This is a genomic window from Klebsiella sp. V115_8, assembly GCF_029967715.1.
GTDB lineage: Bacteria > Pseudomonadota > Gammaproteobacteria > Enterobacterales > Enterobacteriaceae > Klebsiella > Klebsiella quasipneumoniae.
On the sequence record NZ_JASCAR010000043.1, the window covers coordinates 103,823 to 130,604 of the forward strand.

Genomic DNA, 26,782 nt, shown 5'->3' on the forward strand with positions numbered 1-26,782 from the left:
AGATGATAACGAAATGTCACATCATGGCCTGCGTAGACGCATGAGACGGTGGAAAAGATCCCGTCTCCGCTGTTCCAGGACACCGGGTGACCGAGGAGAGCACGATGCAGGCGACAGCAAAAGAGTTCATCATTGCCCTGGATGAAGGCACCACCAACGCCAAAGCGGTGGTGCTGGATAGCCGGGGTAAGGTTATCGTCAAATTCTCGCAGCCGCTGGCGATCCAAACGCCGCGCGACGGCTGGGTGGAGCAGTCGGGCGAGGCGCTGGTGGCCGCCTCGCTGGCGGTGATCGCCAGCGCGATAGCCCACGTCGGCGCGGAAAACGTCGCCGCGCTGGCCATCAGCAACCAGCGGGAAACCGCCATCGGCTGGTATCGCGACAGCGGCAAACCGATTAACGCGGCCATCACCTGGCAATGCACCCGCAGCGCCGCGTTCTGCGACACGCTGCGTCACGATCGTCAGGAACAGCGGATTAAACAGGCCACTGGCCTGCCGATCGCCCCGCTGTTCTCGGCCTCCAAAATGCGCTGGCTGCTGGATGCGACTGCCGATGGCCACCTGCGCGCCGAACGCGGCGAGATTTGCCTCGGCACCATCGACAGCTGGCTGCTGTGGAATCTGACCGCCGGAGACGCCTTCTGCTGCGACTACTCCAATGCCGCCCGCACCCAGTTGTTGAATCTGCACCGCGGCGAGTGGGACAACGAGATGCTGGCGCTGTTCGGCATTCCGCGCGCGGCGTTACCAGAAATTAAACCGTCGAGCGGCCTCTTCGGCCATACCAAAGGGCTGGCCGCCATTCCGGACGGTATTCCCATTATGGCGATGATCGGCGACTCCCACGCGGCGCTGTTCGGCCACGCGCTCGGCGAAGCGGGCTGCGTGAAAGCCACTTACGGCACCGGTTCATCGGTGATGGCGCCAGTCAAATCGGCGCAGTGCGATATCGAGGCGCTGGCGACCACTGTCGCCTGGCACGATGGCGACCAGCTGGTGTGGGGTCTGGAAGGTAATATTCCCCACACCGGCGATGCCGTCGCCTGGATGGCGGACAGCACTGGCCTGAGCGAGCTCTCTGCCGCCGAGCTGGCCCATGAGCTGAACACCCTTCCCGCCTCCGTTGATTCGACCCTCGGGGTGTACTTCGTGCCGGCGCTGACCGGCCTCGGCGCCCCCTGGTGGGACGACAGCGCCCGCGGCGTGATCTGCGGCCTGAGTCGCGGGGTGAAACGCGCGCATCTGATCCGCGCGGCGCTGGAATCCATCACCTATCAGATTGCCGACGTGGTGGTGGCGATGCGGCAACATGAAGAGTTCACTCTGACGGCGCTGATGGTGGACGGCGGGCCGACCAACAATGACTGGCTGATGCAATACCAGGCCGATCTGCTCGGCTGCCCGGTGATGCGCAGCGACGTACCGGAGCTGTCCGCCATCGGCGCGGCGTTGCTGGCGCGCAAAGCGCTCCATCCGGGGTCGACCGCCGACCTGCAGGCCTTCTTAACCGAACACAGCACCTTTCAGCCCGATATGGCCCGCCACCAGCGCTTGCAAACGCGCTGGCAGGAGTGGCGCCATGCGGTCGACCGAACATTATGGAAACCGGACTCGCCAGCCTGACCGCCGGACTGCGCGACGACATGCATTCACTTATTACAGGAGAAACCCGGCCCATAACGATATCGCTATCCCTGAATGTATTCAGGGGAAATTTCAGACCGTAAAAGCCTGCCCGCTCAGGGGCTCATTTGTTCGAATATAAAAATACAGGAACAGAGTCATGAAATTACGTAAAACCCTTTTAACCGCTGCTACCCTGACCGCCTTATCCTTTGCCGCGCACGCCGCGGAGAAAGGCACCATTATGATCATGGTCAACTCGCTGGATAACCCGTATTACGCCTCGGAAGCCAAAGGCGCCAGTGAAAAAGCGCAAGCTCTCGGCTATAAAACCACCGTGCTTTCCCATGGCGAAGATGTCAAAAAGCAGAATGAGCTTATCGACACCGCCATTGGTAAAAAGGTGCAGGGCATTATTCTTGATAACGCCGACTCCACCGCCAGCGTCGCCGCCATTGAAAAGGCCAAAAAAGCCGGCATTCCGGTGGTCTTAATTAACCGTGAAATTCCGGTTGATGATGTGGCGCTGGAACAAATTACCCACAATAACTTCCAGGCCGGCTCCGAGGTCGCCAACGTCTTCGTCGAGAAGATGGCGGAGAAAGGCAAATACGCCGAGCTGACCTGCAACCTCGCCGATAATAACTGCGTCACCCGTTCTAAATCTTTCCATCAGGTCATTGACCAGTATCCGGATATGGTCAGCGTAGCCAAACAGGATGCCAAAGGGACCCTGATCGACGGCAAGCGCATCATGGACAGCATTCTGCAGGCTCACCCGGACGTGAAAGGCGTGATCTGCGGCAACGGGCCGGTGGCCCTCGGCGCGATTGCGGCGCTGAAGGCGGCCAACCGCAGCGATGTGATCGTCGTCGGCATCGACGGCAGCAACGATGAGCGCGACGCCGTGAAGGCCGGCACCCTGCAGGCGACCGTGATGCTGCAGGCGCAGGCCATCGCCGCTCAGGGCGTCACCGATCTGGATAATTACCTGCAAAAAGGCGAAAAGCCGGCTAAACAGCGCGTGATGTTCCGCGGCATCCTGATTACTCAGGATAACGCCGATAAAGTCCAGGATTTCAACATTAAGTCCTGAGTTCGGGTGGTTGCGCCCCTGCGGGGGCGCAGAGGAGAGCATTATGTTTAAGAAAACCTGTCTGACGCTGGCCGTGCTGGCGCTTGGGGGCTGTCGCATCGTCTCGCAGCAGGAGCTGGCAGACCTGAAATCGCCGCCCAACCCGCATATGGCAAATATGGATAAAACCTGGCAGCAGAGCATCGTACCGCAGGTGGTGACGAAAGCGCGCCCGGCGGCGGAATTGATGAGCGCGCTCAAGGCGGCAAAAGACATTGATAGCGCCTGCAAAACCCTCGGCTACCGCGCGCAGGACGAAAACCCCTGCATCTTCTACGTCAAGGTTTCAGGAACCGTCAGCAAACTCGATACCGCCTCGCGCAGCGGCAAGATGACCCTGTCCGACCCCAGCGTCGGCAAGGTGACGGTGCAGATTGGCCCCACCCTGCGCGGCACCCAGCTGCGCGACGGCTACAGCGGCGCCAGCTATCAGGACTTTAATGACCAGGTGCTGTTCGGCGAGTACAGCAAGAATATCAACAGCCAGGCGGTCAAAATGATTCAGACCGCCAACCTCAAAACCGGCGACAGCGTGGAGGTCTACGGCGTCTTCTCGGCCTGGGATATTCCGCCAACTCTCCCGGAAATTACCCCGGCGAAAATCGTTCACGCGGGGGGGCAATAATATGGCGCCGCAAGAACTCGTCGCTCCCCAGCCCGCTGAGTCCGAAGTGATTATCGAAACCCGCGGCCTGTCACGCGTCTATCCCGGCGTGACCGCCCTGGATAATGTCAATTACCGGGTCTATCGAAATAAGGTCAACGTGCTGATCGGAGAAAATGGTGCGGGTAAATCCACCATGATGAAAATGCTTGCCGGTGTGGAAACGCCCTCCTCCGGGCAAATTATTCTCGATGGCGAAGCGGTTTCATTACATTCGACTCATCAGGCAGAAAAACTCGGCATCAGCATTATTTTCCAGGAGCTGAATTTATTTCCCAATATGAATGTGATGGACAACATCTTCATGGCAAATGAATTCTTTCAGAAAGGACGCATCAACGAAAAATACCAGTACGCGCTGGCCAAATCGCTGCTGGAGCGACTGGAGCTGGATGTCGATCCCTACACCCCGCTGGGCGAACTCGGTATCGGCCACCAGCAGTTAGTCGAGATTGCCCGCGCGCTGTCGAAAGACACCCGGGTGCTGATCATGGACGAACCCACCTCGGCGCTCAGCCAGTCTGAGGTGAAAGTGCTGTTCAAGGTGATCGCGCAGCTTAAGCGCCGCGGGGTGACCATTATTTATATCTCTCATCGCCTCGAAGAGCTGATGGAGATCGGCGACAACATCACCATTTTCCGCGACGGTCGCTTTATCAGCGAGCGTCACGTCAGCGACGCCAGCGTGCCGTGGATCATTGAGCAGATGGTCGGCGATAAGAAAAAACACTTTGATTATCAACCGGCGCCAAAAGGCAACGCGGTGCTTGACGTCAAGGGGCTGACCGCGCTGCATCCCAGCGGCGGCTACAAGCTCAATGACGTTACCTTCACTCTTAGCAAAGGCGAAGTGATCGGCATTTACGGCCTGCTGGGGGCCGGACGCACCGAGCTGTTTAAAGGTCTGGTGGGGCTGATGCCCTGCCAGCGCGGCGAGGTGCATCTCAACGGCGAAAGCATCGGCAAATCACGCTTTCAGCAGCGTCTGAAAAAGGGGCTGGCGCTGGTGCCGGAGGACCGCCAGGGCGAAGGCGTGGTGCAGATGATGTCGATTCAGGCCAACATGACGCTCTCTGATTTCAGCCTGCAGGGGTTTCGCCGCGCCTGGCGCTGGTTGAATCCGCAAAAAGAAGAGACCTGCGTGAAAACGATGATCCAGCAGCTGGCGATCAAGGTCAGCGACGCCAATTTGCCCATCACCTCGCTGAGCGGCGGTAATCAACAAAAAGTGGTGCTGGGTAAAGCGCTGATGACCCAGCCGCAGGTGGTGTTCCTCGACGAACCGACGCGCGGCATCGACGTCGGCGCGAAAACCGACGTCTATCACCTGATCGGCAAAATGGCCCAGCAGGGGCTGGCGGTGATGTTTTCATCTTCAGAGCTGGATGAGGTGATGGCCCTGGCCGACCGCATCCTGGTGATGGCCGATGGCCGCATTACCGCCGATCTACCGCGTCATGCGGTGACCCGCGAACAGTTAATCGCGGCTTCAACACCTCAAGATTAATCAGGCTGGAATCCATCATGAACCAGAAATATATGATTTATATGTACCTGCTGAAGGCCCGCACCTTTATCGCCCTGCTGCTGGTGATCGCATTCTTCAGCGTAATGGTACCCAACTTCCTGACCGCCTCTAACCTGCTGATCATGACCCAGCACGTGGCGATCACCGGCCTGCTGGCCATCGGCATGACGCTGGTCATTCTCACCGGCGGCATTGATTTGTCCGTCGGCGCGGTGGCGGGGATCTGCGGCATGGTGGCGGGCGCGCTGCTGACCAACGGCCTGCCGCTGTGGAACGGCGACATCCTCTTCTTTAACGTCCCGGAAGTGATCCTCTGCGTGGCGATCTTCGGCGTACTGGTCGGCCTGGTGAACGGCGCGGTGATCACCCGCTTCGGCGTGGCGCCGTTTATCTGCACCTTAGGCATGATGTACGTCGCCCGCGGCTCCGCGCTGCTGTTTAACGACGGGAGCACCTACCCGAATCTCAACGGTATGGAAGCGCTGGGCAACACCGGTTTCGCCACCCTCGGCTCCGGCACCCTGCTCGGCGTCTATCTTCCCATCTGGCTGATGATCGGCTTCCTGGTGCTGGGCTACTGGCTGACCACCAAAACGCCGCTTGGCCGCTACATCTACGCCATCGGCGGCAATGAGTCCGCCGCCCGCCTCGCCGGCGTGCCGATTGTGAAAGCGAAAATATTCGTCTATGCCTTCTCCGGCCTGTGCGCGGCCTTTGTCGGCCTGATCGTCGCATCACAGCTGCAAACCGCGCACCCGATGACCGGCAACATGTTTGAGATGGACGCCATCGGCGCCACCGTGCTCGGCGGCACCGCGCTGGCCGGCGGCCGTGGTCGGGTGACCGGCTCGATTATCGGCGCCTTCGTGATCGTCTTCCTTGCCGACGGCATGGTGATGATGGGCGTCAGCGACTTCTGGCAGATGGTGATCAAAGGCGTGGTGATCGTTACCGCCGTGGTCGTCGACCAGTTCCAGCAGAAGCTGCAGAGCAAGGTCATCCTGATGCGCCGCCATGAGGAGAAACTGGCCGCCCTCCCCCCCAACGGCGCCACCTCCAGCTAACCGGCAACGATTCACATCTTCCGCCGGGCCTGGTGCCCGGCTCAGCGAAAGGGAAAAAATATGCAACGAGATTTCCAGAACAAAACGGTGGTGATCACCGGCGCCTGCCGCGGCATTGGCGCGGGTATTGCCGAGCGCTTCGCCCGCGACGGCGCAAACCTGGTGATGGTCTCCAACGCCGAGCGCGTTCATGAGACCGCCGAAACCCTGCGTCAGCGCTATCAGGCGGATATTTTATCGCTGCAGGTCGATGTCACCGACGAAGCCCAGGTGCAGGGGCTGTATGAGCAGGCCGCCGCCCGCTTCGGCACCATTGACGTCTCGATTCAGAACGCCGGGGTCATCACCATTGATTACTACGATCGGATGCCAAAAGCCGATTTCGAGAAAGTGCTGGCGGTCAATACCACCGGCGTCTGGCTATGCTGCCGCGAGGCGGCCAAACATATGGTGAAACAGAACCACGGCAGCCTGATCAACACCTCATCCGGCCAGGGGCGTCAGGGCTTCATCTACACCCCTCACTATGCCGCCAGCAAGATGGGCGTGATCGGCATTACCCAAAGCCTGGCCCACGAGCTGGCGCCGTGGAATATCACCGTCAACGCCTTCTGCCCGGGCATTATTGAAAGCGAAATGTGGGATTACAACGACCGCGTGTGGGGCGAAATTCTCAGCACCGAGCAGAAGCGCTACGGCAAAGGCGAGCTGATGGCGGAGTGGGTCGAGGGCATTCCAATGAAGCGCGCCGGCAAGCCGGAAGATGTCGCCGGCCTGGTGGCGTTTCTCGCCTCCGACGACGCCCGCTATCTCACCGGACAGACCATTAATATCGATGGCGGTTTGATTATGTCCTGAGCACGGTAGCCCGGATTAGGCGCGACGCGCCGCTATCCGGGACGTCAGGCTCCCGACGTTCGACACTATATTGAAGAGAATAATCATTATGATCGGTAAAGACTTTGCACAACAGCTGTTTAGCCTGCAGGATCGCGTCGCCTTCGTTACCGGCGCCGGCAGCGGCATTGGCCAGACTATCGCCTGCAGTCTCGCCAGCGCCGGCGCGCGGGTGGTCTGTTTTGATCTTCGCGACGACGGCGGGCTGGCGGAAACGGTCAGTCATATTGAATCTATCGGCGGCCAGGCCTGCGCCTACACCGGCGACGTCCGCCAGCTGGCCGACCTGCGCGCCGCCGTCGCGCTGGCCAAAAGCCGCTTTGGCCGCCTCGACATCGCCGTCAACGCCGCCGGGATCGCCAACGCCAATCCGGCGCTGGCGATGGAGAGCGAGCAATGGCAGCGGGTGATCGATATCAATCTCACCGGGGTGTGGAATTCCTGCAAAGCGGAAGCGGAACTGATGGTGGAGTCCGGCGGCGGGTCGATTATCAACATCGCCTCGATGTCGGGGATTATCGTTAACCGCGGCCTCGACCAGGCGCATTATAACTGCTCCAAAGCCGGCGTGATCCATCTGTCGAAAAGCCTGGCGATGGAGTGGGTGGACAAAGGGATCCGCGTCAATTCCATCAGCCCGGGATATACCGCCACGCCGATGAATACCCGCCCGGAGATGGTGCACCAGACCCGCGAGTTTGAAAGCCAGACGCCGATGCAGCGGATGGCGAAGGTGGAAGAGATGGCCGGCCCGGCGCTGTTCCTCGCCAGCGACGCCGCCTCGTTCTGCACCGGCGTAGACCTGGTGGTCGACGGCGGGTTTGTCTGCTGGTGATCCTCTCCTGCTTCAGGGCGCCACGCTGCGGCGCCCCTCGCCATCCCCGCCGTTAACTCAGGGGATACTGTTGAAACGCCGGCAGCGCCTCTCCTTTCTCCGCCAGCGCGCGGATATGCGGAAACGCCGTTGCCGGCACCACCGTCGGGATCATCAACTGGATAAAGGACCAGACCACCGTGCTGGTGACCAACACCTGGTCCGGCTGCGCGGCGGCAACGCGGTCTGCCAGCCGGGCATCCCATTCCCGACAGGCGGCGAGCAGTTGACCGGTCATCCGGACTATCCACGGCTGATGCTGCTTCTCCTCCGGCCGCAGACGGTGCTCATAAACATGCTGGACCGCTTTTTCACTGGCGGCGAGGATCACCCCCAGCAGGTGCAGGTCGCGGGCCAGCGCCTCGGGATGCGCGGGAAGCAGCCGGCGTCCGGTGGGATGGGTCGTTTCGAAATAGTGGAGGATCAGCGTGGAGTCCATCAGCTGTGTCCCGTCATCGAGAACCACCGTCGGCGCCTTGACCACCGGATTAATACGGGAGAATTCATCAAAGCCGCTAAAGACCGACAGCGGCAGGCTCTCGAATTCCACGCCATAGAGCGCCAGAGAAACCGCCACGCGTCTTACATAAGGTGAATCCATCATACCAATGAGTTTCATCGTCACTCCTGCCTGCGATAAAGGGGTTGCTGGCTTACCTTACTGGAAAACCCGCCCCGCGAATATCAGGGGATGCTTACCGCAAAAGTTAGAAAAACTAACAAATTGGCGCCACGGGATAGTCCGCCTGTCTCCCCTGTGCTATACCGACTGAGAGCGCCTGAAGTCCGTCCACTGTCTGATCGCGGCGGCTTTAAATCCCGCTAACCCGGTAGTAACGTTAACGTATTGACGCCCTGACAAGAGAGATCACCATGGCAGATTTTCCCCCTGTCGCCAGCCTGCGCAGCTTTGAGGCGGTGGCGCGCCTCGGCAGCGTGACGCAGGCCGCCCACGAGATGAGCGTGACCCATTCGGCGGTCAGCCAGCACATCAAACAGCTGGAAGCCCTGGTCGGCGTCACACTGTTTGTCCGCCACGGCCGCGGGGTGCGCATCACGGAAGAGGGGCGGCTCTATGCCCTGCAAATCCGCGAGGCGTTACAGCACATCGCCGACGCCACGCGGATGGTGCAGATCAAACCCCGCACGATGGAACTGACCCTGGCGACGCTCCCCTCCTTTGGCTGCCACTGGCTGCTGCCGCGGCTGGCGCGCTTTCAGGCGCGGCATCCGCAGATCGCGGTGCGCCTGCTGACCAGCCTGGCGGTGGTCAACCTGCAGCAGGAGGGTATCGATCTGGCCATTCGCATGGGGCAAGGCGACTGGGAGGGGATGGAAAGCCGACATCTGTTTGCCGATGAACAGCTGGTGGTGGCCGCGCCGCACTATCGCGGCGGCGACCTGCCGACCACCCCGCAGGCGATCGCCGCCAGCGATATCGTTTTTTCCATGGAGTCCTGGAACGCCTGGTGCAGCCAGGCGGGGCTGGAAAAGACAATCATTCCTGCGGGCCTGCGCCTGAACGACTCCAACCTGGTGCTGGAGGCGGTTCGCCTGGGAGCGGGCGTGGCGCTGGAGCGGCGCTCGCTGGTGGCGGGGGCGATAGCCCGCGGCGAGCTGGTGCAGCTCACCGCCGTCACCGTCCCCTACCCCTGGCACTACTGGCTGACCGTCTCCCCGCAGGCGGAGAACCGCCCGGAAGTCGCCCGGTTCATCGCCTGGCTGGAGGAGGAGATCGCCCTCTGGCGCCAGCAGCTCAGCGCTTAGCCTTCTGCCGACGGCGGCAGGCCCGCCCGGGCGGCGTGCTCCTGGGAGAGACGCCAGAAATCGTGCCCGGCGGGATACTGATAGAGGCGCAGGGAAAATTGCCCGGCCACCGCGGTAATGTACTCAAATATCGCCGACTGGGTATTCTCGTAGTCTTTCCACAGCGTCGAAGAGGTAAAGCAGTAAATCTCTAACGGGATGCCCGACGGCGACGGTTTCAGCGTCCTCGCCACAATATACATCTCCTTAATAATATCCGGTCGCTCGGCGAGATAGTGCATCAGGTAGTGGCGAAACAGGGTCAGGTTGGTCAGGCCGTTATCGACAAACCAGCGGTCCGCCACGCCGCCGGGATCGCGACCGTCAAGCAGCGTGGTCAGAGGCTCGCTTACCCCGCGGATGGTCAGCATCGAGGAGAGCATCTCCTGGTTGAGAAAACGCACCGAGTGCTGATCGATGGCGATGCTGCGCATGATCCGCCGCGCCCCGGAGGAGAACATCGCCTGCCAGTTGGTATAGGTCTCGGTGAGGAAATTCTTGGTGGGAATACGGGAAATGGTATTGTCCCAGTTACGGATGGTAATGGTGTGCAGCGCGATATCCGTCACCTCACCGCTGAGGTTCTTGTCAGGCATTTCAATCCAGTCCCCCAGCTGGAGCACGTCGTTGGACGACAGCTGAACGTTCGCCACCAGCGACAGCAGGGTATGCTGGAAGACGATCATCAGCACCGCCGCCACCGCCCCGAGACTGGAGATAATAATGATCGGCGATTTGTTCGACATCACGGCGAGGATCATAATCGCCGCCAGGATGTGGACTAAGATTTTGCCTATCTGGATATAGCCCTTAATGGAATGATTTTTACGTTTGGTTTTTCGCAGATAAGAGCTGTTGACAATATCCAGCATCTCGTTGAAAAACACCGACATAAAAATAAAAAACAAGATCCCGCAGATGGTATTAATCGCCGTCACCAGCGATGCCGGCATCGCTGGCATAAACTGCAGAACGTAATAGACGATAATAACCGGAATGAAATTGGACAACTTTTCGGCGATGCGTCGATCCTTCTCCAGCGGCACGTCCTGTTTATGGCTGCCAAAGAAGACCTTACGCACCACTTTAATCAGCAAGAACTTGCATAAAAGGTGGGCAAATATGCCAGAGAGCAGCAGCAGAATAAGGTTAAATCCCACCGCCAGCGCCGGATTACTCTCAATAAACGTCAGTAGATGATTCACATACGCCATGCTTTATCGCCTGAATAACTATGCCATTTCGCTAACTGCTTTATCACAAGGGCATATATTGGAAAATTTTAATCAATCCGCATCATGGCATATCGCTTAGCGTAACGTCCATGCGCGCACCGCTGCTAATCATTCACGGGATTTATGTCATAGTTTGCATTAATCATTATCTACGCTCACTATAAAGAGGCTTGTTATGAGGACGGAATAAGTCCAGGAGGAAACATGTTTAAAACGCTTACCGCTATTATCGCCTTAGCCGCCTCCGCCAGCGTCATGGCGCAAGGCGACGTCACGCTGAACAGTCTGGCCCACGATACCGCCACCCGGGCGTCGTTTAACCAGATGGTCAAAGGCCATCAGCTGCCCGCCTGGGTGACCACCGGCGGCACCGGTTCGCCGGCGCAGACGGTGAAGCTGGGTAGCGAATCCTGGCAGGTGTTAAGCGCCTGCAAACCCCACGACTGCGGCCATGAGCGTATCGCGGTGATCTGGTCGGAAAAAACCAAACAGATGTCAGGCGTTTACTCGGTGGTCGATGAAAAAACCGACCAGGAGAAGCTGACCTGGCTTAACGTCAGCGACGCCCTGTCCATTGATGGCAAAACCGTGCTGTTTGCCGCCCTCAGCGGCAGCCTCGACAACCATCCGGACGCTTTTAACTACCAGTAACGGCCCGTCGCCCCCGTCAGTCTTTCCCCGACGGGGGCTCCCCTGACTAGCCATCCGGGAACATCACGCTGTTCCCCGGCGCTTCCCTGTGCAGATGGATAAAGTTCAGGTGCCGCTCGTACTGGTCGAGAATATCGGTGATCACCTGCTCTTTGCTGTAATCCATCAGGTCGTTACCCTGGCTGCCCTCCAGCAGGAAGGTCTCCAGCCGGTAATAGGTGGATTTCCCGCTGCGCGCCCGATAGGTAAAGCCCGGCACCGAGTACTGCTGCGGCCAGATCTTGTAGATAAAGTTCTGCTCGTCGCCCATGTGCACCAGCAGATCGAGGTGACCAAGGTTCTCGCCCTCTTCCGGCGGCAGGCTCTTCAGTTCCACCGCGGCGCCGCGCAGCCGCAGCTCCTGGGCAACCTCCTCCATCGCCGGGAAGCACACCGTCTCCATCATCTGTTTGGTATAGCGCGTGCCCGGGTAATTCATCAGCCGCGACAGGCGCTTCTTCCAGCTCAGCCGATCCTGCAGGCCGAGCGGGCGCGGGGCAGTGTCGCGGCTGGCGCTGACCCGGCGGTAATCTTCCACCTTCAGGGACTTATACAGTCCGGCCATCACGAAGAAAATCACAAAGCTGAACGGCAGCCCCATGATCACCGTGGTGTTCTGCAGCGCCGAGATGCCGTTGGTCATCAGCATCCCGAGGGTCAACAGACCGATAGCCACCGACCAGAAGATGCGCAGCCAGTTCGGGGAGTCGCTGTTGATGTCCTTCAGCTTCGAGGTAAAGTTTCCCAGCACCAGCGCGCCGGAGTCGGCAGAGGTGACGTAGAACAGCAGACCGGTAATGGTCGCCACCGACGCGCTAAAGGTAAACGCCGGATACTGCGCCAGCAGGCTGTAGAAGCCGCGCTCCGGGTGGAGCATCGCCTCCCCGGCAAAGGCCGCGTCGCCGTGGATGATCTCATACAGCGCGCTGTTGCCGAACACCGACAGCCACAGCAGGGTAAAGGTGAACGGAATAATCAGGGTGCCCATCACAAACTGGCGGATGGTGCGCCCGCGCGAAATGCGCGCCAGGAACAGGCCAACGAACGGCGACCAGGCCACCCACCACGCCCAGAAAAAGAGCGTCCAGTTGTTCATCCACTCCACCGGGCGGTCGAAGGCGAAGCTGTTCAGCGTCATGCCCATAAAGCGGTTGACGTAGTCGCCGACGTTCAGCACTAACGCATTGAGCAGGAAGGAGGTATCGCCCATGAACAGCACGAACAGGATCAGCCCCAGCGCGAGGGCGACGTTCAGCTCGGAGAGCACGCGGATGCCCTTGTCCACCCCGGAGGTGACCGAGATGGTGGCGATGATCACCGACAGCGCTATCAGGGCCGCCTTCGCCGCCAGCGAGTCAGGAATATCGAACAGCACGCTCAGACCGTAGTTGAGCTGCACCACGCCAATGCCGAGGGTGGTGGCGATGCCGAAGATGGTGCCGATCACCGCCGCGATATCGACGCTGTGGCCGATGGGGCCATTAATCTTTTTCCCGAAGATAGGATAGAGCGCCGAGCGGATGGTGAGCGGTAAATTATAACGATAGCTAAAGTATCCCAGCGCCATGCCCATCAGGGCATACATCGACCAGCCGGTGAGTCCGTAGTGGAATAGCGTCCACACCATCGCCTGGCGCGCCGCTTCGATGGTCTGCCCCGCCCCTTCCGGCGGCTGCATATATTGCGTCACCGGTTCGGCGACCGAGAAGAACATCAGGTCGATGCCGATCCCGGCGGCGAACAGCATCGCCGCCCAGCTCAGCAGGCTGAACTCGGGCTTAGACTGCTCCGGCCCGAGCTTCACCGAGCCGAAGCGCGAACAGGCAATGCAGACGACGAAGACGATATACAGCGTCGCCGCCAGCAGATAGTACCAGCCGAAGGTTTTCGACACCCAGTCCAGGGTGCGCCCAATCCACTCGGCAGAAAAATCGCGAAAAAAGATCGTCATCAGGGAAAACAACAAAATCAGTCCGGCCGAGGTATAAAAAACCACCGGATTGATTTTGTCCTTTTCTCTGTTTTGCGAAAGATCTGTCATCCAGTATCCCCACTGTTTTTGTAACTATTAAAATTCAATAACGTAACAATTAAGACACATTTTATATTGAACGTCCAATCAAAAACCGCTTTAATAGTTAACCAACGCTGATGAATGGAGTGGCAAAAATGCCCAAACTGGGGATGCAGCCAATCCGGCGCAGGCAACTGATCGACGCCACGCTGGACGCAATAAATGAAGTCGGAATGCACGACGCGACCATCGCGCAGATCGCCCGGCGGGCGGGCGTATCGACGGGGATCATCAGTCACTATTTCAAAGACAAAAATGGTCTGCTGGAAGCGACCATGCGCGACATCACCAGCCAGCTGCGCGACGCGGTGCTTAACCGTCTGCACGCCCTGCCGGACGGCAGCGCCGGAGAGCGTCTGCAGGCGATAGTCGGCGGCAACTTTGATGAGACGCAGATCAGCAGCGCGGCGATGAAGGCCTGGCTGGCCTTCTGGGCCAGCAGCATGCACCAGCCGATGCTCTACCGCCTGCAGCAGGTGAGCAGCCGCCGCCTGCTGTCAAACCTGGTGTACGAGTTCCGCCGCGAGCTGCCGCGCGAGCAGGCCCAGGAGGCCGGCTACGGGCTGGCGGCGCTGATAGACGGCCTGTGGCTGCGGGCGGCGCTCAGCGGCAAACCGCTGGATAAGACGCTGGCGCAGTCGCTGACCAGCCACTTTATTCGTCAGCATTTACCGAACCCATAACCGAGGAGGCGTTATGTCCCGAATGGCAGAACAGCAGCTTTATATTAATGGTGGTTATACATCGGCCACCAGCGGTCGCACCTTCGAGACCATCAACCCTGCCACTGGCGAGGTGCTGGCGACCGTTCAGGCTGCCGGACGCGAGGATGTCGACCGCGCCGTTGAGAGCGCGCGGCGCGGGCAAAAAATCTGGGCGGCGATGACCGCCATGGAACGCTCGCGCATCCTGCGTCGCGCCGTCGATATCCTGCGCGAGCGGAACAACGAGCTGGCAAAGCTGGAAACCCTCGACACCGGTAAAGCGTATTCCGAAACCTCAACCGTGGACATCGTCACCGGCGCCGACGTGCTGGAGTATTACGCGGGGCTGATCCCGGCGCTGGAAGGCAGTCAGATCCCCCTGCGCGAGACGTCGTTCGTCTACACCCGCCGCGAACCGCTGGGTGTGGTGGCCGGGATCGGCGCGTGGAACTATCCGATCCAGATCGCCCTGTGGAAATCGGCGCCAGCGCTGGCCGCCGGCAATGCAATGATTTTCAAACCGAGCGAAGTCACCCCGCTCACCGCCCTCAGGCTGGCAGAAATTTACAGCGAAGCGGGCCTGCCGGACGGGGTGTTTAACGTCCTGCCGGGCGTGGGTGCGGAGACCGGCCAGTACCTGACTGAACATCCGGGCATCGCTAAAGTCTCCTTTACCGGCGGCGTCGCCAGCGGCAAAAAGGTGATGGCCAACTCCGCAGCCTCATCGCTGAAAGAGGTCACCATGGAGCTGGGCGGTAAATCGCCGCTGATTATTTTCGACGATGCGGATCTCGATCTCGCGGCCGACATCGCCATGATGGCCAACTTCTTCAGCTCCGGCCAGGTGTGCACCAACGGCACCCGAGTGTTCGTTCCCGCGAAGGTTAAGGCAGCGTTTGAGCAGAAAATCGTTGAGCGCGTGGGCCGCATCCGCGCGGGCGATCTGTTCGATGAAACCACCAACTTTGGCCCACTGGTCAGCTTCCCGCACCGTGACAATGTGCTGCGCTACATCGCCAAAGGCAAAGCAGAAGGCGCGCGCCTGCTGTGCGGCGGCGACGTGCTGAAGGGCGAAGGCTTTGACAACGGCGCATGGGTGGCCCCGACGGTGTTTACCGACTGCACCGATGAGATGACCATCGTGCGCGAGGAGATCTTCGGCCCGGTGATGTCCATCCTCACCTACGCGTCCGAAGAAGAAGCGATCCGCCGCGCCAACGATACCGACTACGGTCTGGCGGCGGGTATCGTCACTGCCGACCTGAACCGCGCCCACGGCGCCATTCATCAGCTGGAAGCCGGCATCTGCTGGATCAACAGCTGGGGGGAATCCCCGGCGGAGATGCCGGTCGGCGGCTATAAGCACTCCGGTATTGGCCGCGAGAACGGCGTGATGACCCTGCAGAGTTACACCCAGGTGAAGTCCATCCAGGTTGAGATGGGTAAATTCCAGTCCATATTTTAACCGGGAGGTTTTTTTGCAATTTGACTACATCATTATTGGCGCCGGCTCCGCCGGCAACGTTCTGGCGACACGACTGACTGAAGATCCAACCACCACCGTCCTGCTGCTGGAGGCCGGCGGCCCGGACTACCGGTTCGATTTTCGCACCCAGATGCCCGCCGCGCTGGCTTACCCGCTGCAGGGCAAACGCTACAACTGGGCCTACGAGACCGAACCGGAGCCCTATATGAACCACCGCCGCATGGAGTGCGGGCGTGGTAAAGGGCTCGGCGGCTCCTCGCTGATTAACGGCATGTGCTACATTCGCGGCAACGCTCTGGACCTCGATAACTGGGCCGCCGCCCCGGGACTGGAACACTGGAGCTATCTCGACTGCCTGCCCTACTACCGGAAAGCGGAAACCCGCGATATCGGGCCCAACGACTATCACGGCGGCGATGGCCCGGTGAGCGTCACCACGCCGAAGCCCGGCAATAATCCGCTCTTCGAGGCGATGGTTGAAGCCGGGGTGCAGGCGGGGTATCCGCGCACCGACGATCTCAACGGCTACCAACAGGAAGGTTTTGGTCCGATGGACCGCACCGTGACGCCGCAGGGCCGTCGCGCCAGCACCGCCCGCGGCTACCTCGACCAAGCGCGCGGTCGCCCCAACCTGACCATCCGCACCCATGCGCTGACCGATCACATTATTTTTTCCGGCAAGCGCGCGGTGGGCGTCGAGTGGCTGGAGGGGGAAAGCACTATCCCGTCAAAAGCGACGGCCAACAAAGAGGTGCTGCTGTGCGCCGGGGCGATTGCCTCGCCGCAGATCCTGCAGCGCTCCGGCGTCGGCAACCCCGAGCTGCTCAGGCAGTTCGATATCCCGGTGGTCCACGATCTCCCCGGCGTGGGTGAGAATCTGCAGGACCATCTGGAGATGTACCTGCAGTACGAGTGCAAAGAGCCGGTGTCGCTCTACCCGGCGCTGCAGTGGTGGAACCAGCCGAAGATCGGCGCCGAGTGGCTGTTCGGCGGCACCGGGATCGGCGCCAGCAACCAGTTCGAAGCGGGCGGTTTTATCCGCAGCCGCGCAGAGTTCGCCTGGCCGAACATTCAGTACCATTTCCTGCCGGTGGCGATTAACTACAATGGCTCCAACGCGGTGAAAGAGCACGGCTTCCAGTGCCACGTCGGCTCGATGCGTTCCCCCAGCCGCGGCCACGTGCGTCTGAAGTCGCGCGACCCGCACGCCCATCCGGCGATCCTGTTTAACTATATGTCCCATGAGCAGGACTGGCAGGAGTTCCGCGACGCCATTCGCATCACCCGGGAGATCATGAACCAGCCGGCGCTGGATAAGTATCGCGGCCGCGAAATCAGCCCGGGTATTGACTGCCAGAGCGATGCCGAGCTGGATGAGTTTGTGCGCAACCACGCCGAGACCGCGTTCCACCCGTGCGGGACCTGTAAGATGGGTTACGACGAGATGGCGGTGGTCGACGGCGAAGGCCGGGTCCACGGTCTGGAAGGAGTGCGGGTGGTCGATGCATCAATTATGCCGCAGATCATCACCGGCAACCTGAACGCCACCACCATTATGATCGGCGAGAAGATGGCTGACGCCATTCGCGGCCGCCAGCCGCTGCCGCGCAGCACCGCGGCGTATTATGTCGCTGGCGACGCGCCGGTTCGCCGCTAATCGTATAGGCCACGCTTGTCCTTTCCCGTGTGGAAAGGACACTCCTCACCTTTCCAGCATCCCTTAGCGCTCAAGGCACGGCTGTATAATGCTATCCACAGCAGCATTCACCTGTTTTGCACCGGATATCAGGGTGATACTTATCGTCCTCGCCCCAGTCACCTGGTACATATCGATCTGGGCGACTCGTGTGCCGTGCTGCGAAATATCAAACAAGTTTGGCGCATTCTGCTCGGGGAAGATACGCTCAGCCGTATAGCCTTGCGGCTTCAGGGCGCTACGTATGCAGTCATAGCGCCAGTGCAGCCCCGGCCGATCGGATACCGAATAAGTCTGATAGATGGTTTTGTCGCCGAAGGGGTGAATGACCCCGCAGGCCACCAGCAGAACGGCAATGGCTATCAAGCCAAAAATTCTCATTATATTTCCATAACCTAAAGACGCACCCGACATGAGCGCTGACGCTTTGCGCAGCAAAAGGTACGCTGTCAGAATTGTAAATTCAACTTTTTGTTGATAATTACACATTATGCGTATAATTTAATCCTGTCAGCGTATCTCCCATGGTAAAATAGCGTTCCGGGGTCGCTTCCTGACCACGATTCCAGCAGAGGTTCATCCATGACATCAGAGTACACACAGCAGGTTGCACAGATCGCCGGGCCGCTTGAAGCAGCCATGGACGCCATGGCGGGAACGTTATCAGCGAATCAGGAGGTGGTGTTGCATAATCTCACTACCCCTGAACATTCCATTATCAAAATCATTAATGGTCATGTTAGCGGCAGGGGTAATGGCGATCATTTATTAGCCGGCCCGGAAAAAGATACCGGTTTTGCGCTGCTTCTGCAGAAGACGAATAACAACAAGCCGAGAACCATAAGCGATTATAAAACCGTCACCGCTTCAGGGAAAACGCTCAATAGCGCGTCGACAATTTATTACAGCGAAGAGGGATATCCGCTTATCGCCTTCTGTATTAATGTCGACCCCTCGCCTTATGAGCAAATACGCAAGAGCCTTGACGCGCTGCTGCCATCGCCGGCGGAGGCCGCAGAAGCGGTCGATCTTAATTTAGGCGGATTGATCGATCAGTCAATCCAGGAAATCATTGATAAATATTCAGTGCCGGGTAAAAAAATACAAAAAGCGCAGCGTTTGAAAATTGTCGCTGAAATGCATACGAAAGGTATTTTTAAAATGCGCGGGGGCGTGCAGCAGGCGGCTCAGGCCCTGGGGGTAACACGATATACGGTTTATAATGACCTTGAGGTGATGAATGAAAAATAATTCACAGCAGCGCATTCGCTTTTATCAGGTCGATGCTTTTTCGCAAGGCCCCTTTACCGGCAATCCCGCCGCGGTTTGTTTGCTGGAGGCGTGGCCTGAAGATAGCGTGCTGCAGCGCATTGCGATGGAAAACAACCTGTCGGAAACGGCCTTTATTGTCAGGCAGCCTGACGGTTTCGGATTGCGATGGTTTACCCCAGCCGTCGAGGTCGATCTCTGCGGTCATGCCACGCTGGCTGCGGCCAGCGTGCTGCTCAATCAACAAGCGCGCGATCGGGTGCGTTTTTTCACCCGCAGCGGCGCGCTGGACGTCACGTTGCATGACGGAAAATATACCCTGGATTTTCCGCTGGTTGTTCCGTCACCCATCGCCGCGCCGCAAGGATTGTTCAAGGCGCTGGGACTGGCTGAAGACGCAGGTGAAACCTGGCAAGCCTCCGATATTATTGTCGTCATTGATGACGAAGATCTGTTGGACGCGCTTAAACCCGACTTTAACGCCTTGAATGCCTTCAACACCCGTGGCGTGGTGGTCACTGTCGCATCCCGGACCTTCGATTTTCGTTCTCGCTGGTTCGGTCCGCAGGTGGGAGTCAACGAAGATCCGGTCACCGGTTCGGCACATACTTTTCTGGCGCCGCTGTGGAGTGAGAAACTGGCGAAAAAAACGCTTCATGCCCAGCAAGGCGGCAACCGCAAGGGAGAACTATTCTGCCACATCAAAGATAACGGGCGTGTTGAACTCTCAGGCGAAGCCTGTCTGGTTATTGAAGGTACCTTTATTTTGTAAACCGACGAATCTATAGCTTATTTGCAAAATTACATTAGCTTAATGGCGAATGTTTATTCTCATCATATTAAATAGACCTCTTTAATATTTTGGTGAGAATCATTCAATACCGTCATCCGGGGTTTGCCGTTTCCAGCCCCGGATCATTGATAATAACAGGTATTTTTTATCCGTTACGTGCGAAAAGATAATAAGCGTGCTGTCTGCGGCAGGCATAGTCAGCTTCAGCCATAAAAATGAAATTTTTAATGTTGTGTTAGCCAAAAATGCCTGAACGGGTCTTTGAATGGTTATCACTGGAATCGTTACTTTAACTCTGGGTATTAAATAACAACTAGCAAGTCGTTCATCCCGACAATATTGCCGAGAACACACCTCTGCCGGTGTCGGAATCGAGAGCACTGACAGGGCTAACAGAGAGAATATTATGTTAACAAAACCAGATGATGAATCTAAGAAAAAGGCCACTCCCCTTGAACGTCGTATTGTGGTTATTACTTTAGTCGCCATGTTAATACTTTATTCGGTGTTAATTATGACCCACTTTCGATAACTGGTTAGTCTGTCATATTCTGCGGCCCACCGTGGCTTTCTTACAACAGGTAGCACAATGAAAAAGTTCGTTGCAGTATTCGGTTTGGCATTATTAACGTTCACCGTTACGGGGTGTTCCAGCGATTATGTTTTACAGAAAAAAAATGGTGAGATGATTATCACCCACGGAAAACCGGAGGTCGATGACGATAATGGGTTAATCACCTATGAGGATATCGCGGGAAATGAACATGCCATTAACCGGGATCAAATTATTCAGATGATCGAGAAATAGCCTTTGTATGGGCAGAGCTGGCGTGATGCGCTCTGCCCATTCACTTTGCAAAGTTAGCGAAACGCCTCCAGGCGTTTGATCTGCTGCCCGTCGGCAGTAAAGTTCTCCACCGCCAGCCATGCCCGCAGCGCCGCATCGCGCGCAGGCCACTCGCCATCGATGATGGACAGCATATCGCTGTCGCGCGTCCGCCCTTTGCGCACCAGCCTCTGCCGCAGGCGCCCTTCCCAGCTAAAGCCCAGCCGCTCGGCGGCCCTGCGCGAGGCGACATTCATCGAATCGCATTTCCACTCCAGCCGACGGTAGCCATGGTCAAAGCCGTTCTTCAGCAACAGCCAGACCGCTTCGGTACCCAGCGGGGTGTTTTTCATCCGTCGCGACCAGGTGACATGGCCGATTTCAACCGTGCCCATTTCCCGTTCGATCGCCATATAGCTGACGATACCCACCGCCTGCTCGCTACGCAGGTCAATCACCGCGTAGGGCACCAGAGCATCATCATTCACCTTGCCCGCGATCCAGTGGGCGGTCGCCGCCACGCTCTCCGGCCGCGTAGACGCCAGCCACGTCCAGTCGCTGTTGTCGCCTAGCGCATAGGCGGCAAACAGATCCGCCGCATGACGGTCAACGTCCAGCGGCTCCAGTCGACAAAAACGGCCATTTAACGCCGTTCGCCGCAGGACTCGCGCCCCCTGCCAGCCAGGGACAAGATCGTTCACCTGCTGGCCAAACTCATTGATTTCCGGCACACCCACCTCCTCGCAATAGACAATGCGTTATAGCAAGAAGCCAGCAGCCGAGAAAGGCGCTTCTGCACGCCTGGCAATAACCTGTCGTTCTTGATTATGCGTTTTTAGCATAAGGATATCCTTATTTTGACTTTACGCCTTTTGGCAAGCGGCCTAACGTAGCGAAGCATAAAAAATTAAAATAACCATTTTTCAGGGATTGCATATGACCAAGAAACTGTTGCCTTTACTGGTACTGACGGCGCTCTCCGCCGCCGCGCATGCCGCCACGCCGCCCAACACGCTGGTGGTCGCCCAGGGTCTCGACGATATCGTCAGTCTCGACCCGGCGGAAGCGAACGAACTCTCCAGCATTCAGACGGTGCCCAGCCTCTACCAGCGTCTGGTACAGCCGGACCGCAACAACCCTGAAAAAATCGTACCGATCCTCGCCGAAAGCTGGCAGGCCGACCCGGCGGCGAAAACCCTGACCATCAAACTGAAGCCGGATGCCAAATTCGCCTCCGGTAATCCGCTGCGCCCGGAAGATGTGATTTTCTCTTACACCCGCGCGGTGACGCTGAATAAATCGCCGGCGTTTATTCTCAACGTGCTCGGCTGGCAGCCGGACAACATCGCCAGCCAGCTGAAAAAGGTTGACGACCATACCCTGACGCTGCACTGGACTGCCGACGTCAGCCCGGCGGTGGCGCTGAATATACTCTCCACCCCCATCGCCTCCATTGTTGATGAAAAACAGGTGGCGCCGAACGCGAAAAATAACGACTTCGGCAACGACTGGCTGAAGATGCACTCGGCGGGCAGCGGCGCCTATAAAATGCGCGTCTACCAGCCGCATCAAGCCATCGTGCTGGAAGCCAACGCCAGCTCCCCCACCGGCGCGCCGAAGATCAAGAGCATCATTATTAAAAACGTCCCCGACCCGGCTTCCCGCCGCCTGCTGATCCAGCAGGGGGATGCCGACGTGGCCCGCGATCTCGGCGCTGACCAGATTGCCGCCCTGCAGGATAAACCCGGCGTGAAGGTGCTGAGCATCCCGTCCGCCGAACAGAACTATCTGGTGTTTAATACCGCCAACAGCGCCAACCCGCTGCTCAATAATCCGGCCTTCTGGGAGGCGGCGCGCTGGCTGGTCGATTATGAGGGCATCACCAAAAATCTGCTGAAAGGCCAGTACTTTATTCACCAAAGCTTCCTGCCGGCCGGCCTGCCGGGGGCGCTGGAGACCAATCCATTCGCCTTCGACCCGCAAAAAGCTAAGGCTATCCTTGATAAAGCGGGCATTAAGGATGCCCACTTCACCCTCGACGTGGAGAACAAACCGCCGTTTATTACCATCGCCCAGTCGCTGCAGGCCAGCTTTGCCCAGGGTGGGGTGAAGGTGGATCTGCTACCCGCCGCCGGCAGCCAGGTCTATGCCCGGGTGCGCGCGAAGCAGCATCAGGCGGCGATCCGCCTGTGGATCCCGGACTACTTTGATGCCCATTCCAACGCCAGCGCCTTTGCATGGAACGATGGTAAATCCAGCACCGTGGCCGGGCTCAACGGCTGGCAGATCCCTGAGCTGAATAAAGCCACCCTCGCCGCGGTGGCGGAGCCGGACCCGGCAAAACGCCTCGACCTGTACAAAACGATGCAGGAAACCCTGCTGCAGCATTCGCCATACGTCTTTATTGACCAGGGGAAAACCCAGATCGTGGTGCGCGATAACGTGAAGGGCTATCAGCAGGGGCTGAACGCCGACATGGTCTGGTACGATAACGTGACCAAGTAAGCGGGTTATGTTACCGGGCATGGCGGTCTCGCCCTGCCCGGATGACCGTTTCTCCACCCGGACCCGGTGGGCGTCGCGCCGCCGGGAACCATGTTGATATACCAGGAATTTCCATTTTCCATGCCATCGTTTTCCACTCATCTTACCCGCCTGCTGCAGGGGCTGTTGACCCTGCTGCTGACGCTGTTCGGGCTGCTGCTGGTCACCTTCGCGCTCTCCGCGCTGTCGCCGGTCGACCGCGTGCTGCAGATCGTCGGCGACCATGCCAGTCAGTCGACTTACGACCAGGTTCGCCATCAGTTGGGTCTTGACCAACCGCTGCCGGTCCAGTTCTGGCACTACCTGGTCAACCTGTCCCATGGCGATCTTGGCATCGCCAGCGCCACCGGCCAGCCGGTGCTCCATGACCTGCTGGCGGTCTTTCCGGCAACCCTTGAGCTGGCGACCCTGGCGCTGATCGTCGGCGCGGTACTGGGCATCGTCGCCGGGGTGCTGTGCGCCCGTTACGCCGGTTCGCCGTGGGATTTGGCGGTGCGCACCTTTACCCTGTTGGGCAACTCGGTGCCCATTTTCTGGCTCGGCCTGCTGATGCTGGCCCTGTTCTACGCCCGGCTGCAGTGGGCGCCGGGCCCGGGTCGTCTCGACGATATTTATCAGTACACCGTCGAGCCGCGCAGCGGTTTTGCGCTGATCGACACCTGGCTCTCCGGCGATACAGCGGCTTTCAAAAATGCTATCGGCCATCTGCTGCTGCCGGGGCTGGTGCTGGCCTATTACTCGCTGGCGAGCATCACCCGTCTGACCCGCTCCGCCTGTCTCAGTGAAATGAACAAAGAGTACATTCTGCTGGCGCGGGCCAAAGGGGCCGGTGAGATGACGATTCTGCTGCGTCACGTTCTGCCCAATATCCGCGGCACCCTGCTGACGGTGACCGCCCTCGCCTGGACCTCAATGCTCGAAGGGGCGGTGCTCACCGAAACCGTCTTCTCATGGCCGGGGATCGGCCGCTACCTCACCACCGCGCTGTTCGCCGGAGATACCACGGCGATCATGGGCGGCACGCTGCTGATCGGCGTGAGTTTTGTGCTGATCAATAACCTGACCGACCTGCTGGTGCGGTTAACCGACCCGAGGGTGCGCTGATGCCGACTTATCTGTTTTTACGCCGTCTGCGCCGCTCACCCGCCGCCTTCTGCGGTCTGACCCTGGTGATCCTGTTGGTGCTGACCGCGCTGTTCGCCCCGTGGCTGGCGCCGCACGATCCCAACTGGCAGGATGCCGCCGCCCGTCTGCAGGGCCCGGGCGCGGGGCACTGGCTCGGCACCGACAGCTACGGCCGCGATCTGCTGTCACGCCTGCTCTACGGCGCCCGTCCGGCGCTGGGTCTGGTCGCGCTGGTGACCGCCATTACCCTGCCCGTCGGTCTGCTGGTGGGTATTCTCTCCGGCTACTATGGCGGGTGGCTGGAGCGGATACTGATGCGCTTTACCGACGTGGTGATGTCGATGCCGCGGCTGATCCTCGCCTTCGCGTTCGTGGCGATGCTCGGCCCGGGGCTGGTCAACGGCGCGCTGGCGTTAGCCCTGACTACCTGGCCGGCCTACGCCCGGCAGGCGCGCAGCGAAATTCAGCGCCTGCGCCATAGCGATTACCTCGCCGCGGCGGAGATGCTGGACATCCGCGGCTGGCGGCTGCTGGTCGGCCATATTCTGCCGCTGTGTCTGCCGTCGGCGATTGTCCGGCTGGCGCTCGATCTGGCGGGCATTATCCTCGCCGCCGCCGGGCTCGGCTTTCTCGGCCTTGGCGCCCGCCCGCCGATGGCGGAGTGGGGAGCGATGATTGCCGACGGGATGCAGGTGATTTTCGATCAGTGGTGGATCGCCGCCATCCCCGGCGCGGCGATCCTGCTCGCCAGCCTGGCGTTTAACCTGCTGGGCGATGGCCTGCGCGATATTCTGGAGCCGCAACATGACTGACATCCGACTGACCGTCCAGGGACTCGCCGTCGACTACCCCACCGCCCGGGTGGTGGACAACGTCAGCTTCACCCTCGGCAACGAGCGGCTGGCGCTGGTGGGCGAATCCGGCTCCGGCAAATCGATGACCGCCCGGGCGCTGATGGGCCTGGTGCGCAAGCCCGGGGTGGTGAGTGCCGAACGGCTGGAGGTGCTGGGGCGCGATGTGCTGACCCTCAGCGCCCGCGGCTGGCGCGAACTGCGCGGCAACGATATCGCCATGGTGCTGCAGGATCCGCGCTATGCGCTGAATCCGGTGCAGTCTATTCAGACGCAGCTGGAGGAGGCGTTAACCCTGCATCAGCGTCTCCGCCGCCGCGCTCGCGCCGAGGCGGTCAAAGACGCCATCGCCGCCGTCGGTCTGGATCTCCCGGTCCTCAGCCGCTATCCCGGCGAGCTCTCCGGCGGGATGGGGCAGCGAGTGATGATCGCCCTCGCGCTGCTCAATAACCCGAGGGTGCTGATAGCCGACGAGCCGACCTCGGCCCTTGACGCCCGCCTGCGCAACCAGATCCTCGAGCTGCTGGTGGAGCAGTGCGCGCAGCGGCAGATGGCCATGTTACTGATCAGCCACGATCTACCGCTGGTGGCCGCGCATTGCGATCGCGTGCTGGTGATGTACCAGGGGAGACAGGTCGATGAGATGCCGGCGCGGGCGCTGCCGACCGCGACGCACCCTTATACCCGCACCCTGTGGACCTGCCGGCCAAATGCGCAAACCTACGGTCAGATGCTGCCGACCCTCGACAGAACCCAGGACTTTACGGAGACGACCCATGGCGATCGTTAATCTTAAGGATCTACAGGTAACATTCGGCGCGAAGACGGCGGTCTCCGCCGCCAGTTTCCGTGTCGACGCCGGGGAAACCTTCAGCCTGATCGGCGCCTCGGGCTGCGGCAAATCGACGATTTTGCGCGTGCTCGCCGGATTACAGCGCGAATGGCGCGGCAGCGTGGCGCTGCTGGGCCAGGCCATCGCGCCGGGCGCCCGCTTTCAGGGCGAGCTGCGACGCAATGTGCAGATGGTGTTTCAGGATCCGTATGCTTCGCTGCATCCCAACCATACCCTGTGGCGCACCCTGGCGGAGCCGCTGCAGATCCACGGCATCCGCGACGTTGCCCCGCGGGTGACCACCGCCCTTGAGCAGGTGGGTCTGCCCGACGACGCCGCACGCCGCTATCCGCACCAGCTCTCCGGCGGTCAACGGCAGCGCGTGGCCATTGCCCGTGCCCTGCTGCTGCGTCCGCAGATCCTGCTGCTGGATGAGCCGACCTCGGCGCTGGATATGTCGGTTCAGGCGGAAATCCTCAATCTGCTTAATCGCCTGAAACAGGAGCACGGCATGACCTATCTGCTGGTCAGCCACGATGCCGACGTCATCGCCCATATGTCCGATCGGGCGGCGTTTATGGCGGAGGGTGTGATCCAGCGCTTTTTCGATCGCGAAGCGCTGCTCAACGGAGAACACCGGATGAAGTGAGGTCAGCGGAGAAGCCATCGTTTTGTCGGTGGCGCTTCGCTTACCCGACCTGGGTGCCGTACGGCTCGTCGTTAATTTATTCACCAGCCTTGCTGAAACTGCCGGTACTGGCGGCCTCAACATCGCTGAGACGTTCCCGGAAGGCCGGGGCAGCCCGCATGGATGCGGGCTGAGGGCCGTGTTTTGCACGGACGCTGCCTCGGCCCGACCCGAAGCCTGCAGGGATAAGTCGAAGGGACCGCGCAGCGGCGATTTTGCTGGCCGGAGCCCGGGGGTACAGGGGGCGGCGGCGACTGGCCGCCCCCTGTGCGCTCCCAGCGCCATAAGAGACATAGCGCAGAAAATTAACCGGGAGCGCAATCTGCCCGGAATTAACATAGAAGTTGTAGCCCTGCCAGGCGCAGTATGCACAGGG

Annotated in this window: 26 protein-coding genes and 1 pseudogene; 20 read left to right on the top strand and 7 right to left on the bottom strand. The window is 59.5% G+C overall.

The window, feature by feature from the left end; translation table 11 throughout:
• Window positions 1-104 precede the first annotated feature (104 nt).
• The 7 genes from QLG03_RS20010 to QLG03_RS20040 all read left to right on the top strand — a co-directional run bounded on the left by QLG03_RS20010 (window position 105) and on the right by QLG03_RS20040 (window position 7,748).
• Window positions 105-1,625, top strand: a complete 1,521-nt coding sequence (locus tag QLG03_RS20010) for an FGGY-family carbohydrate kinase (protein ID WP_110243922.1) — start codon at window positions 105-107, stop codon at window positions 1,623-1,625.
• 160 nt (window positions 1,626-1,785) lie between these two features.
• The gene (locus tag QLG03_RS20015) at window positions 1,786-2,721 is read left to right on the top strand and encodes a D-ribose ABC transporter substrate-binding protein (protein ID WP_023288769.1); all 936 of its coding nucleotides are present in this window, start codon (window positions 1,786-1,788) and stop codon (window positions 2,719-2,721) included.
• A 43-nt stretch (window positions 2,722-2,764) separates the two neighbouring features.
• Window positions 2,765-3,385 carry a DUF2291 domain-containing protein gene (locus QLG03_RS20020; RefSeq protein WP_032455053.1) on the top strand — a complete coding sequence of 207 codons (621 nt, stop codon included), beginning with the start codon at window positions 2,765-2,767 and terminating at the stop codon, window positions 3,383-3,385.
• A gap of 1 nt (window position 3,386) precedes the next feature.
• Complete coding sequence (locus tag QLG03_RS20025; protein WP_023288767.1) at window positions 3,387-4,931, top strand: sugar ABC transporter ATP-binding protein; 1,545 nt, start codon at window positions 3,387-3,389, stop codon at window positions 4,929-4,931.
• Between the two features lie 17 nt (window positions 4,932-4,948).
• Window positions 4,949-6,016, top strand: coding sequence for an ABC transporter permease (locus tag QLG03_RS20030; protein WP_023288766.1), 1,068 nt, complete (start codon window positions 4,949-4,951; stop codon window positions 6,014-6,016).
• Between the two features lie 60 nt (window positions 6,017-6,076).
• Window positions 6,077-6,874, top strand: a complete 798-nt coding sequence (locus tag QLG03_RS20035; RefSeq protein WP_255988315.1) for an SDR family oxidoreductase — start codon at window positions 6,077-6,079, stop codon at window positions 6,872-6,874.
• An 88-nt stretch (window positions 6,875-6,962) separates the two neighbouring features.
• The gene (locus QLG03_RS20040) at window positions 6,963-7,748 is read left to right on the top strand and encodes an SDR family oxidoreductase (protein WP_072413688.1); all 786 of its coding nucleotides are present in this window, start codon (window positions 6,963-6,965) and stop codon (window positions 7,746-7,748) included.
• Window positions 7,749-7,800: 52 nt separating this feature from the next.
• Here QLG03_RS20040 and QLG03_RS20045 read toward each other — a convergent pair whose 3' ends face one another.
• The gene (locus tag QLG03_RS20045) at window positions 7,801-8,406 is read right to left on the bottom strand and encodes a glutathione S-transferase family protein (protein ID WP_255988318.1); all 606 of its coding nucleotides are present in this window, start codon (window positions 8,404-8,406) and stop codon (window positions 7,801-7,803) included.
• A 254-nt stretch (window positions 8,407-8,660) separates the two neighbouring features.
• Here QLG03_RS20045 and QLG03_RS20050 point away from each other — a divergent pair, with 254 nt between their 5' ends.
• The gene (locus tag QLG03_RS20050) at window positions 8,661-9,554 is read left to right on the top strand and encodes a LysR substrate-binding domain-containing protein (RefSeq protein ID WP_023288763.1); all 894 of its coding nucleotides are present in this window, start codon (window positions 8,661-8,663) and stop codon (window positions 9,552-9,554) included.
• Here the strand turns inward: QLG03_RS20050 and QLG03_RS20055 are convergent.
• Window positions 9,551-10,486, bottom strand: coding sequence for a mechanosensitive ion channel domain-containing protein (locus tag QLG03_RS20055; protein ID WP_306064786.1), 936 nt, complete (start codon window positions 10,484-10,486; stop codon window positions 9,551-9,553). The two genes, QLG03_RS20050 and QLG03_RS20055, sit on opposite strands and share 4 nt — an antisense overlap.
• A pseudogene (locus QLG03_RS20060) lies at window positions 10,387-10,807 on the bottom strand (hypothetical protein). Before QLG03_RS20060 ends, QLG03_RS20055 begins: the two are co-directional and overlap by 100 nt.
• A gap of 225 nt (window positions 10,808-11,032) precedes the next feature.
• On the opposite strand from QLG03_RS20060, the gene ivy reads away from it, so the two are divergent.
• Entirely contained in the window at window positions 11,033-11,479 is a 447-nt protein-coding gene (gene ivy / locus QLG03_RS20065; protein ID WP_023288761.1) for an Ivy family C-type lysozyme inhibitor, read from the top strand.
• A 46-nt stretch (window positions 11,480-11,525) separates the two neighbouring features.
• On the opposite strand, the gene betT is transcribed toward ivy, so the two are convergent.
• Window positions 11,526-13,559, bottom strand: a complete 2,034-nt coding sequence (gene betT, locus QLG03_RS20070) for a choline BCCT transporter BetT (protein WP_023288760.1) — start codon at window positions 13,557-13,559, stop codon at window positions 11,526-11,528.
• Window positions 13,560-13,687: 128 nt separating this feature from the next.
• On the opposite strand from betT, the gene betI reads away from it, so the two are divergent.
• From betI to betA, 3 genes are read left to right on the top strand one after another with little or no spacing between them, the layout of a single operon-like run.
• Entirely contained in the window at window positions 13,688-14,275 is a 588-nt protein-coding gene (gene betI, locus QLG03_RS20075; protein WP_023288759.1) for a transcriptional regulator BetI, read from the top strand.
• Window positions 14,276-14,288: 13 nt separating this feature from the next.
• A complete protein-coding gene (betB, locus tag QLG03_RS20080; protein ID WP_102004500.1) occupies window positions 14,289-15,761 on the top strand; it encodes a betaine-aldehyde dehydrogenase in 1,473 nt (490 codons plus the stop codon).
• A 13-nt stretch (window positions 15,762-15,774) separates the two neighbouring features.
• Entirely contained in the window at window positions 15,775-17,439 is a 1,665-nt protein-coding gene (betA, locus tag QLG03_RS20085) for a choline dehydrogenase (protein WP_085551163.1), read from the top strand.
• A 63-nt stretch (window positions 17,440-17,502) separates the two neighbouring features.
• On the opposite strand, the gene QLG03_RS20090 is transcribed toward betA, so the two are convergent.
• Window positions 17,503-17,859 carry a hypothetical protein gene (locus QLG03_RS20090; RefSeq protein WP_110238137.1) on the bottom strand — a complete coding sequence of 119 codons (357 nt, stop codon included), beginning with the start codon at window positions 17,857-17,859 and terminating at the stop codon, window positions 17,503-17,505.
• A 201-nt stretch (window positions 17,860-18,060) separates the two neighbouring features.
• On the opposite strand from QLG03_RS20090, the gene QLG03_RS20095 reads away from it, so the two are divergent.
• Together QLG03_RS20095 and QLG03_RS20100 are read left to right on the top strand one after the other, a co-directional pair.
• Entirely contained in the window at window positions 18,061-18,729 is a 669-nt protein-coding gene (locus QLG03_RS20095; RefSeq protein ID WP_023319927.1) for a PAS domain-containing protein, read from the top strand.
• Entirely contained in the window at window positions 18,719-19,519 is an 801-nt protein-coding gene (locus tag QLG03_RS20100; protein WP_255988325.1) for a PhzF family phenazine biosynthesis protein, read from the top strand. Before QLG03_RS20095 ends, QLG03_RS20100 begins: the two co-directional genes overlap by 11 nt.
• Window positions 19,520-19,618: 99 nt before the next feature.
• Here the strand turns inward: QLG03_RS20100 and QLG03_RS20105 are convergent, their stop codons facing one another.
• The gene (locus QLG03_RS20105) at window positions 19,619-20,029 is read right to left on the bottom strand and encodes a hypothetical protein (protein WP_255988327.1); all 411 of its coding nucleotides are present in this window, start codon (window positions 20,027-20,029) and stop codon (window positions 19,619-19,621) included.
• Window positions 20,030-20,129: 100 nt separating this feature from the next.
• Here QLG03_RS20105 and QLG03_RS20110 point away from each other — a divergent pair, with 100 nt between their 5' ends.
• A complete protein-coding gene (locus QLG03_RS20110; RefSeq protein WP_110238133.1) occupies window positions 20,130-20,348 on the top strand; it encodes a YgdI/YgdR family lipoprotein in 219 nt (72 codons plus the stop codon).
• Between the two features lie 53 nt (window positions 20,349-20,401).
• On the opposite strand, the gene QLG03_RS20115 is transcribed toward QLG03_RS20110, so the two are convergent.
• Complete coding sequence (locus QLG03_RS20115; protein ID WP_032455045.1) at window positions 20,402-21,097, bottom strand: GNAT family protein; 696 nt, start codon at window positions 21,095-21,097, stop codon at window positions 20,402-20,404.
• A gap of 205 nt (window positions 21,098-21,302) precedes the next feature.
• Here QLG03_RS20115 and QLG03_RS20120 point away from each other — a divergent pair, with 205 nt between their 5' ends.
• The 5 genes from QLG03_RS20120 (at window position 21,303) to QLG03_RS20140 (ending at window position 26,367) form a co-directional block, all read left to right on the top strand.
• Complete coding sequence (locus QLG03_RS20120; protein WP_032455044.1) at window positions 21,303-22,871, top strand: ABC transporter substrate-binding protein; 1,569 nt, start codon at window positions 21,303-21,305, stop codon at window positions 22,869-22,871.
• Window positions 22,872-22,991: 120 nt separating this feature from the next.
• Window positions 22,992-24,014 (top strand): ABC transporter permease, encoded by a 1,023-nt coding sequence (locus tag QLG03_RS20125; protein WP_255988330.1) that lies wholly within the window; start codon window positions 22,992-22,994, stop codon window positions 24,012-24,014.
• On the top strand, window positions 24,014-24,847 hold the full coding sequence (locus QLG03_RS20130) for an ABC transporter permease (RefSeq protein ID WP_255988332.1): 834 nt from the start codon (window positions 24,014-24,016) through the stop codon (window positions 24,845-24,847). Before QLG03_RS20125 ends, QLG03_RS20130 begins: the two co-directional genes overlap by 1 nt.
• Window positions 24,840-25,676 carry an ABC transporter ATP-binding protein gene (locus tag QLG03_RS20135; RefSeq protein ID WP_023288752.1) on the top strand — a complete coding sequence of 279 codons (837 nt, stop codon included), beginning with the start codon at window positions 24,840-24,842 and terminating at the stop codon, window positions 25,674-25,676. The genes QLG03_RS20130 and QLG03_RS20135 overlap by 8 nt, the downstream gene beginning before the upstream one ends.
• Complete coding sequence (locus QLG03_RS20140) at window positions 25,663-26,367, top strand: ABC transporter ATP-binding protein (RefSeq protein ID WP_048334326.1); 705 nt, start codon at window positions 25,663-25,665, stop codon at window positions 26,365-26,367. The genes QLG03_RS20135 and QLG03_RS20140 overlap by 14 nt, the downstream gene beginning before the upstream one ends.
• Window positions 26,368-26,782 lie beyond the last annotated feature (415 nt).

Bases quoted from the DNA above. Each gene is read 5' to 3' on its own strand.
- ivy (WP_023288761.1), top strand. From the start codon at position 11,033: ATGTTTAAAACGCTTACCGCTATTATCGCCTTAGCCGCCTCCGCCAGC.
- QLG03_RS20135 (WP_023288752.1), top strand. From the start codon at position 24,840: ATGACTGACATCCGACTGACCGTCCAGGGACTCGCCGTCGACTACCCC.
- QLG03_RS20010 (WP_110243922.1), top strand. From the start codon at position 105: ATGCAGGCGACAGCAAAAGAGTTCATCATTGCCCTGGATGAAGGCACC.
- QLG03_RS20015 (WP_023288769.1), top strand. From the start codon at position 1,786: ATGAAATTACGTAAAACCCTTTTAACCGCTGCTACCCTGACCGCCTTA.
- QLG03_RS20095 (WP_023319927.1), top strand. From the start codon at position 18,061: ATGACATCAGAGTACACACAGCAGGTTGCACAGATCGCCGGGCCGCTT.
- QLG03_RS20020 (WP_032455053.1), top strand. From the start codon at position 2,765: ATGTTTAAGAAAACCTGTCTGACGCTGGCCGTGCTGGCGCTTGGGGGC.
- QLG03_RS20055 (WP_306064786.1), bottom strand. From the start codon at position 10,486: ATGTCGGTGTTTTTCAACGAGATGCTGGATATTGTCAACAGCTCTTAT.
- QLG03_RS20100 (WP_255988325.1), top strand. From the start codon at position 18,719: ATGAAAAATAATTCACAGCAGCGCATTCGCTTTTATCAGGTCGATGCT.
- QLG03_RS20025 (WP_023288767.1), top strand. From the start codon at position 3,387: ATGGCGCCGCAAGAACTCGTCGCTCCCCAGCCCGCTGAGTCCGAAGTG.
- betB (WP_102004500.1), top strand. From the start codon at position 14,289: ATGTCCCGAATGGCAGAACAGCAGCTTTATATTAATGGTGGTTATACA.
- QLG03_RS20040 (WP_072413688.1), top strand. From the start codon at position 6,963: ATGATCGGTAAAGACTTTGCACAACAGCTGTTTAGCCTGCAGGATCGC.
- betT (WP_023288760.1), bottom strand. From the start codon at position 13,559: ATGACAGATCTTTCGCAAAACAGAGAAAAGGACAAAATCAATCCGGTG.
- QLG03_RS20120 (WP_032455044.1), top strand. From the start codon at position 21,303: ATGACCAAGAAACTGTTGCCTTTACTGGTACTGACGGCGCTCTCCGCC.
- QLG03_RS20090 (WP_110238137.1), bottom strand. From the start codon at position 17,859: ATGAGAATTTTTGGCTTGATAGCCATTGCCGTTCTGCTGGTGGCCTGC.
- QLG03_RS20110 (WP_110238133.1), top strand. From the start codon at position 20,130: ATGAAAAAGTTCGTTGCAGTATTCGGTTTGGCATTATTAACGTTCACC.
- QLG03_RS20130 (WP_255988332.1), top strand. From the start codon at position 24,014: ATGCCGACTTATCTGTTTTTACGCCGTCTGCGCCGCTCACCCGCCGCC.
- QLG03_RS20045 (WP_255988318.1), bottom strand. From the start codon at position 8,406: ATGAAACTCATTGGTATGATGGATTCACCTTATGTAAGACGCGTGGCG.
- QLG03_RS20105 (WP_255988327.1), bottom strand. From the start codon at position 20,029: ATGGCGACTAAAGTAATAACCACAATACGACGTTCAAGGGGAGTGGCC.
- QLG03_RS20030 (WP_023288766.1), top strand. From the start codon at position 4,949: ATGAACCAGAAATATATGATTTATATGTACCTGCTGAAGGCCCGCACC.
- QLG03_RS20050 (WP_023288763.1), top strand. From the start codon at position 8,661: ATGGCAGATTTTCCCCCTGTCGCCAGCCTGCGCAGCTTTGAGGCGGTG.
- QLG03_RS20140 (WP_048334326.1), top strand. From the start codon at position 25,663: ATGGCGATCGTTAATCTTAAGGATCTACAGGTAACATTCGGCGCGAAG.
- betI (WP_023288759.1), top strand. From the start codon at position 13,688: ATGCCCAAACTGGGGATGCAGCCAATCCGGCGCAGGCAACTGATCGAC.
- QLG03_RS20035 (WP_255988315.1), top strand. From the start codon at position 6,077: ATGCAACGAGATTTCCAGAACAAAACGGTGGTGATCACCGGCGCCTGC.
- QLG03_RS20125 (WP_255988330.1), top strand. From the start codon at position 22,992: ATGCCATCGTTTTCCACTCATCTTACCCGCCTGCTGCAGGGGCTGTTG.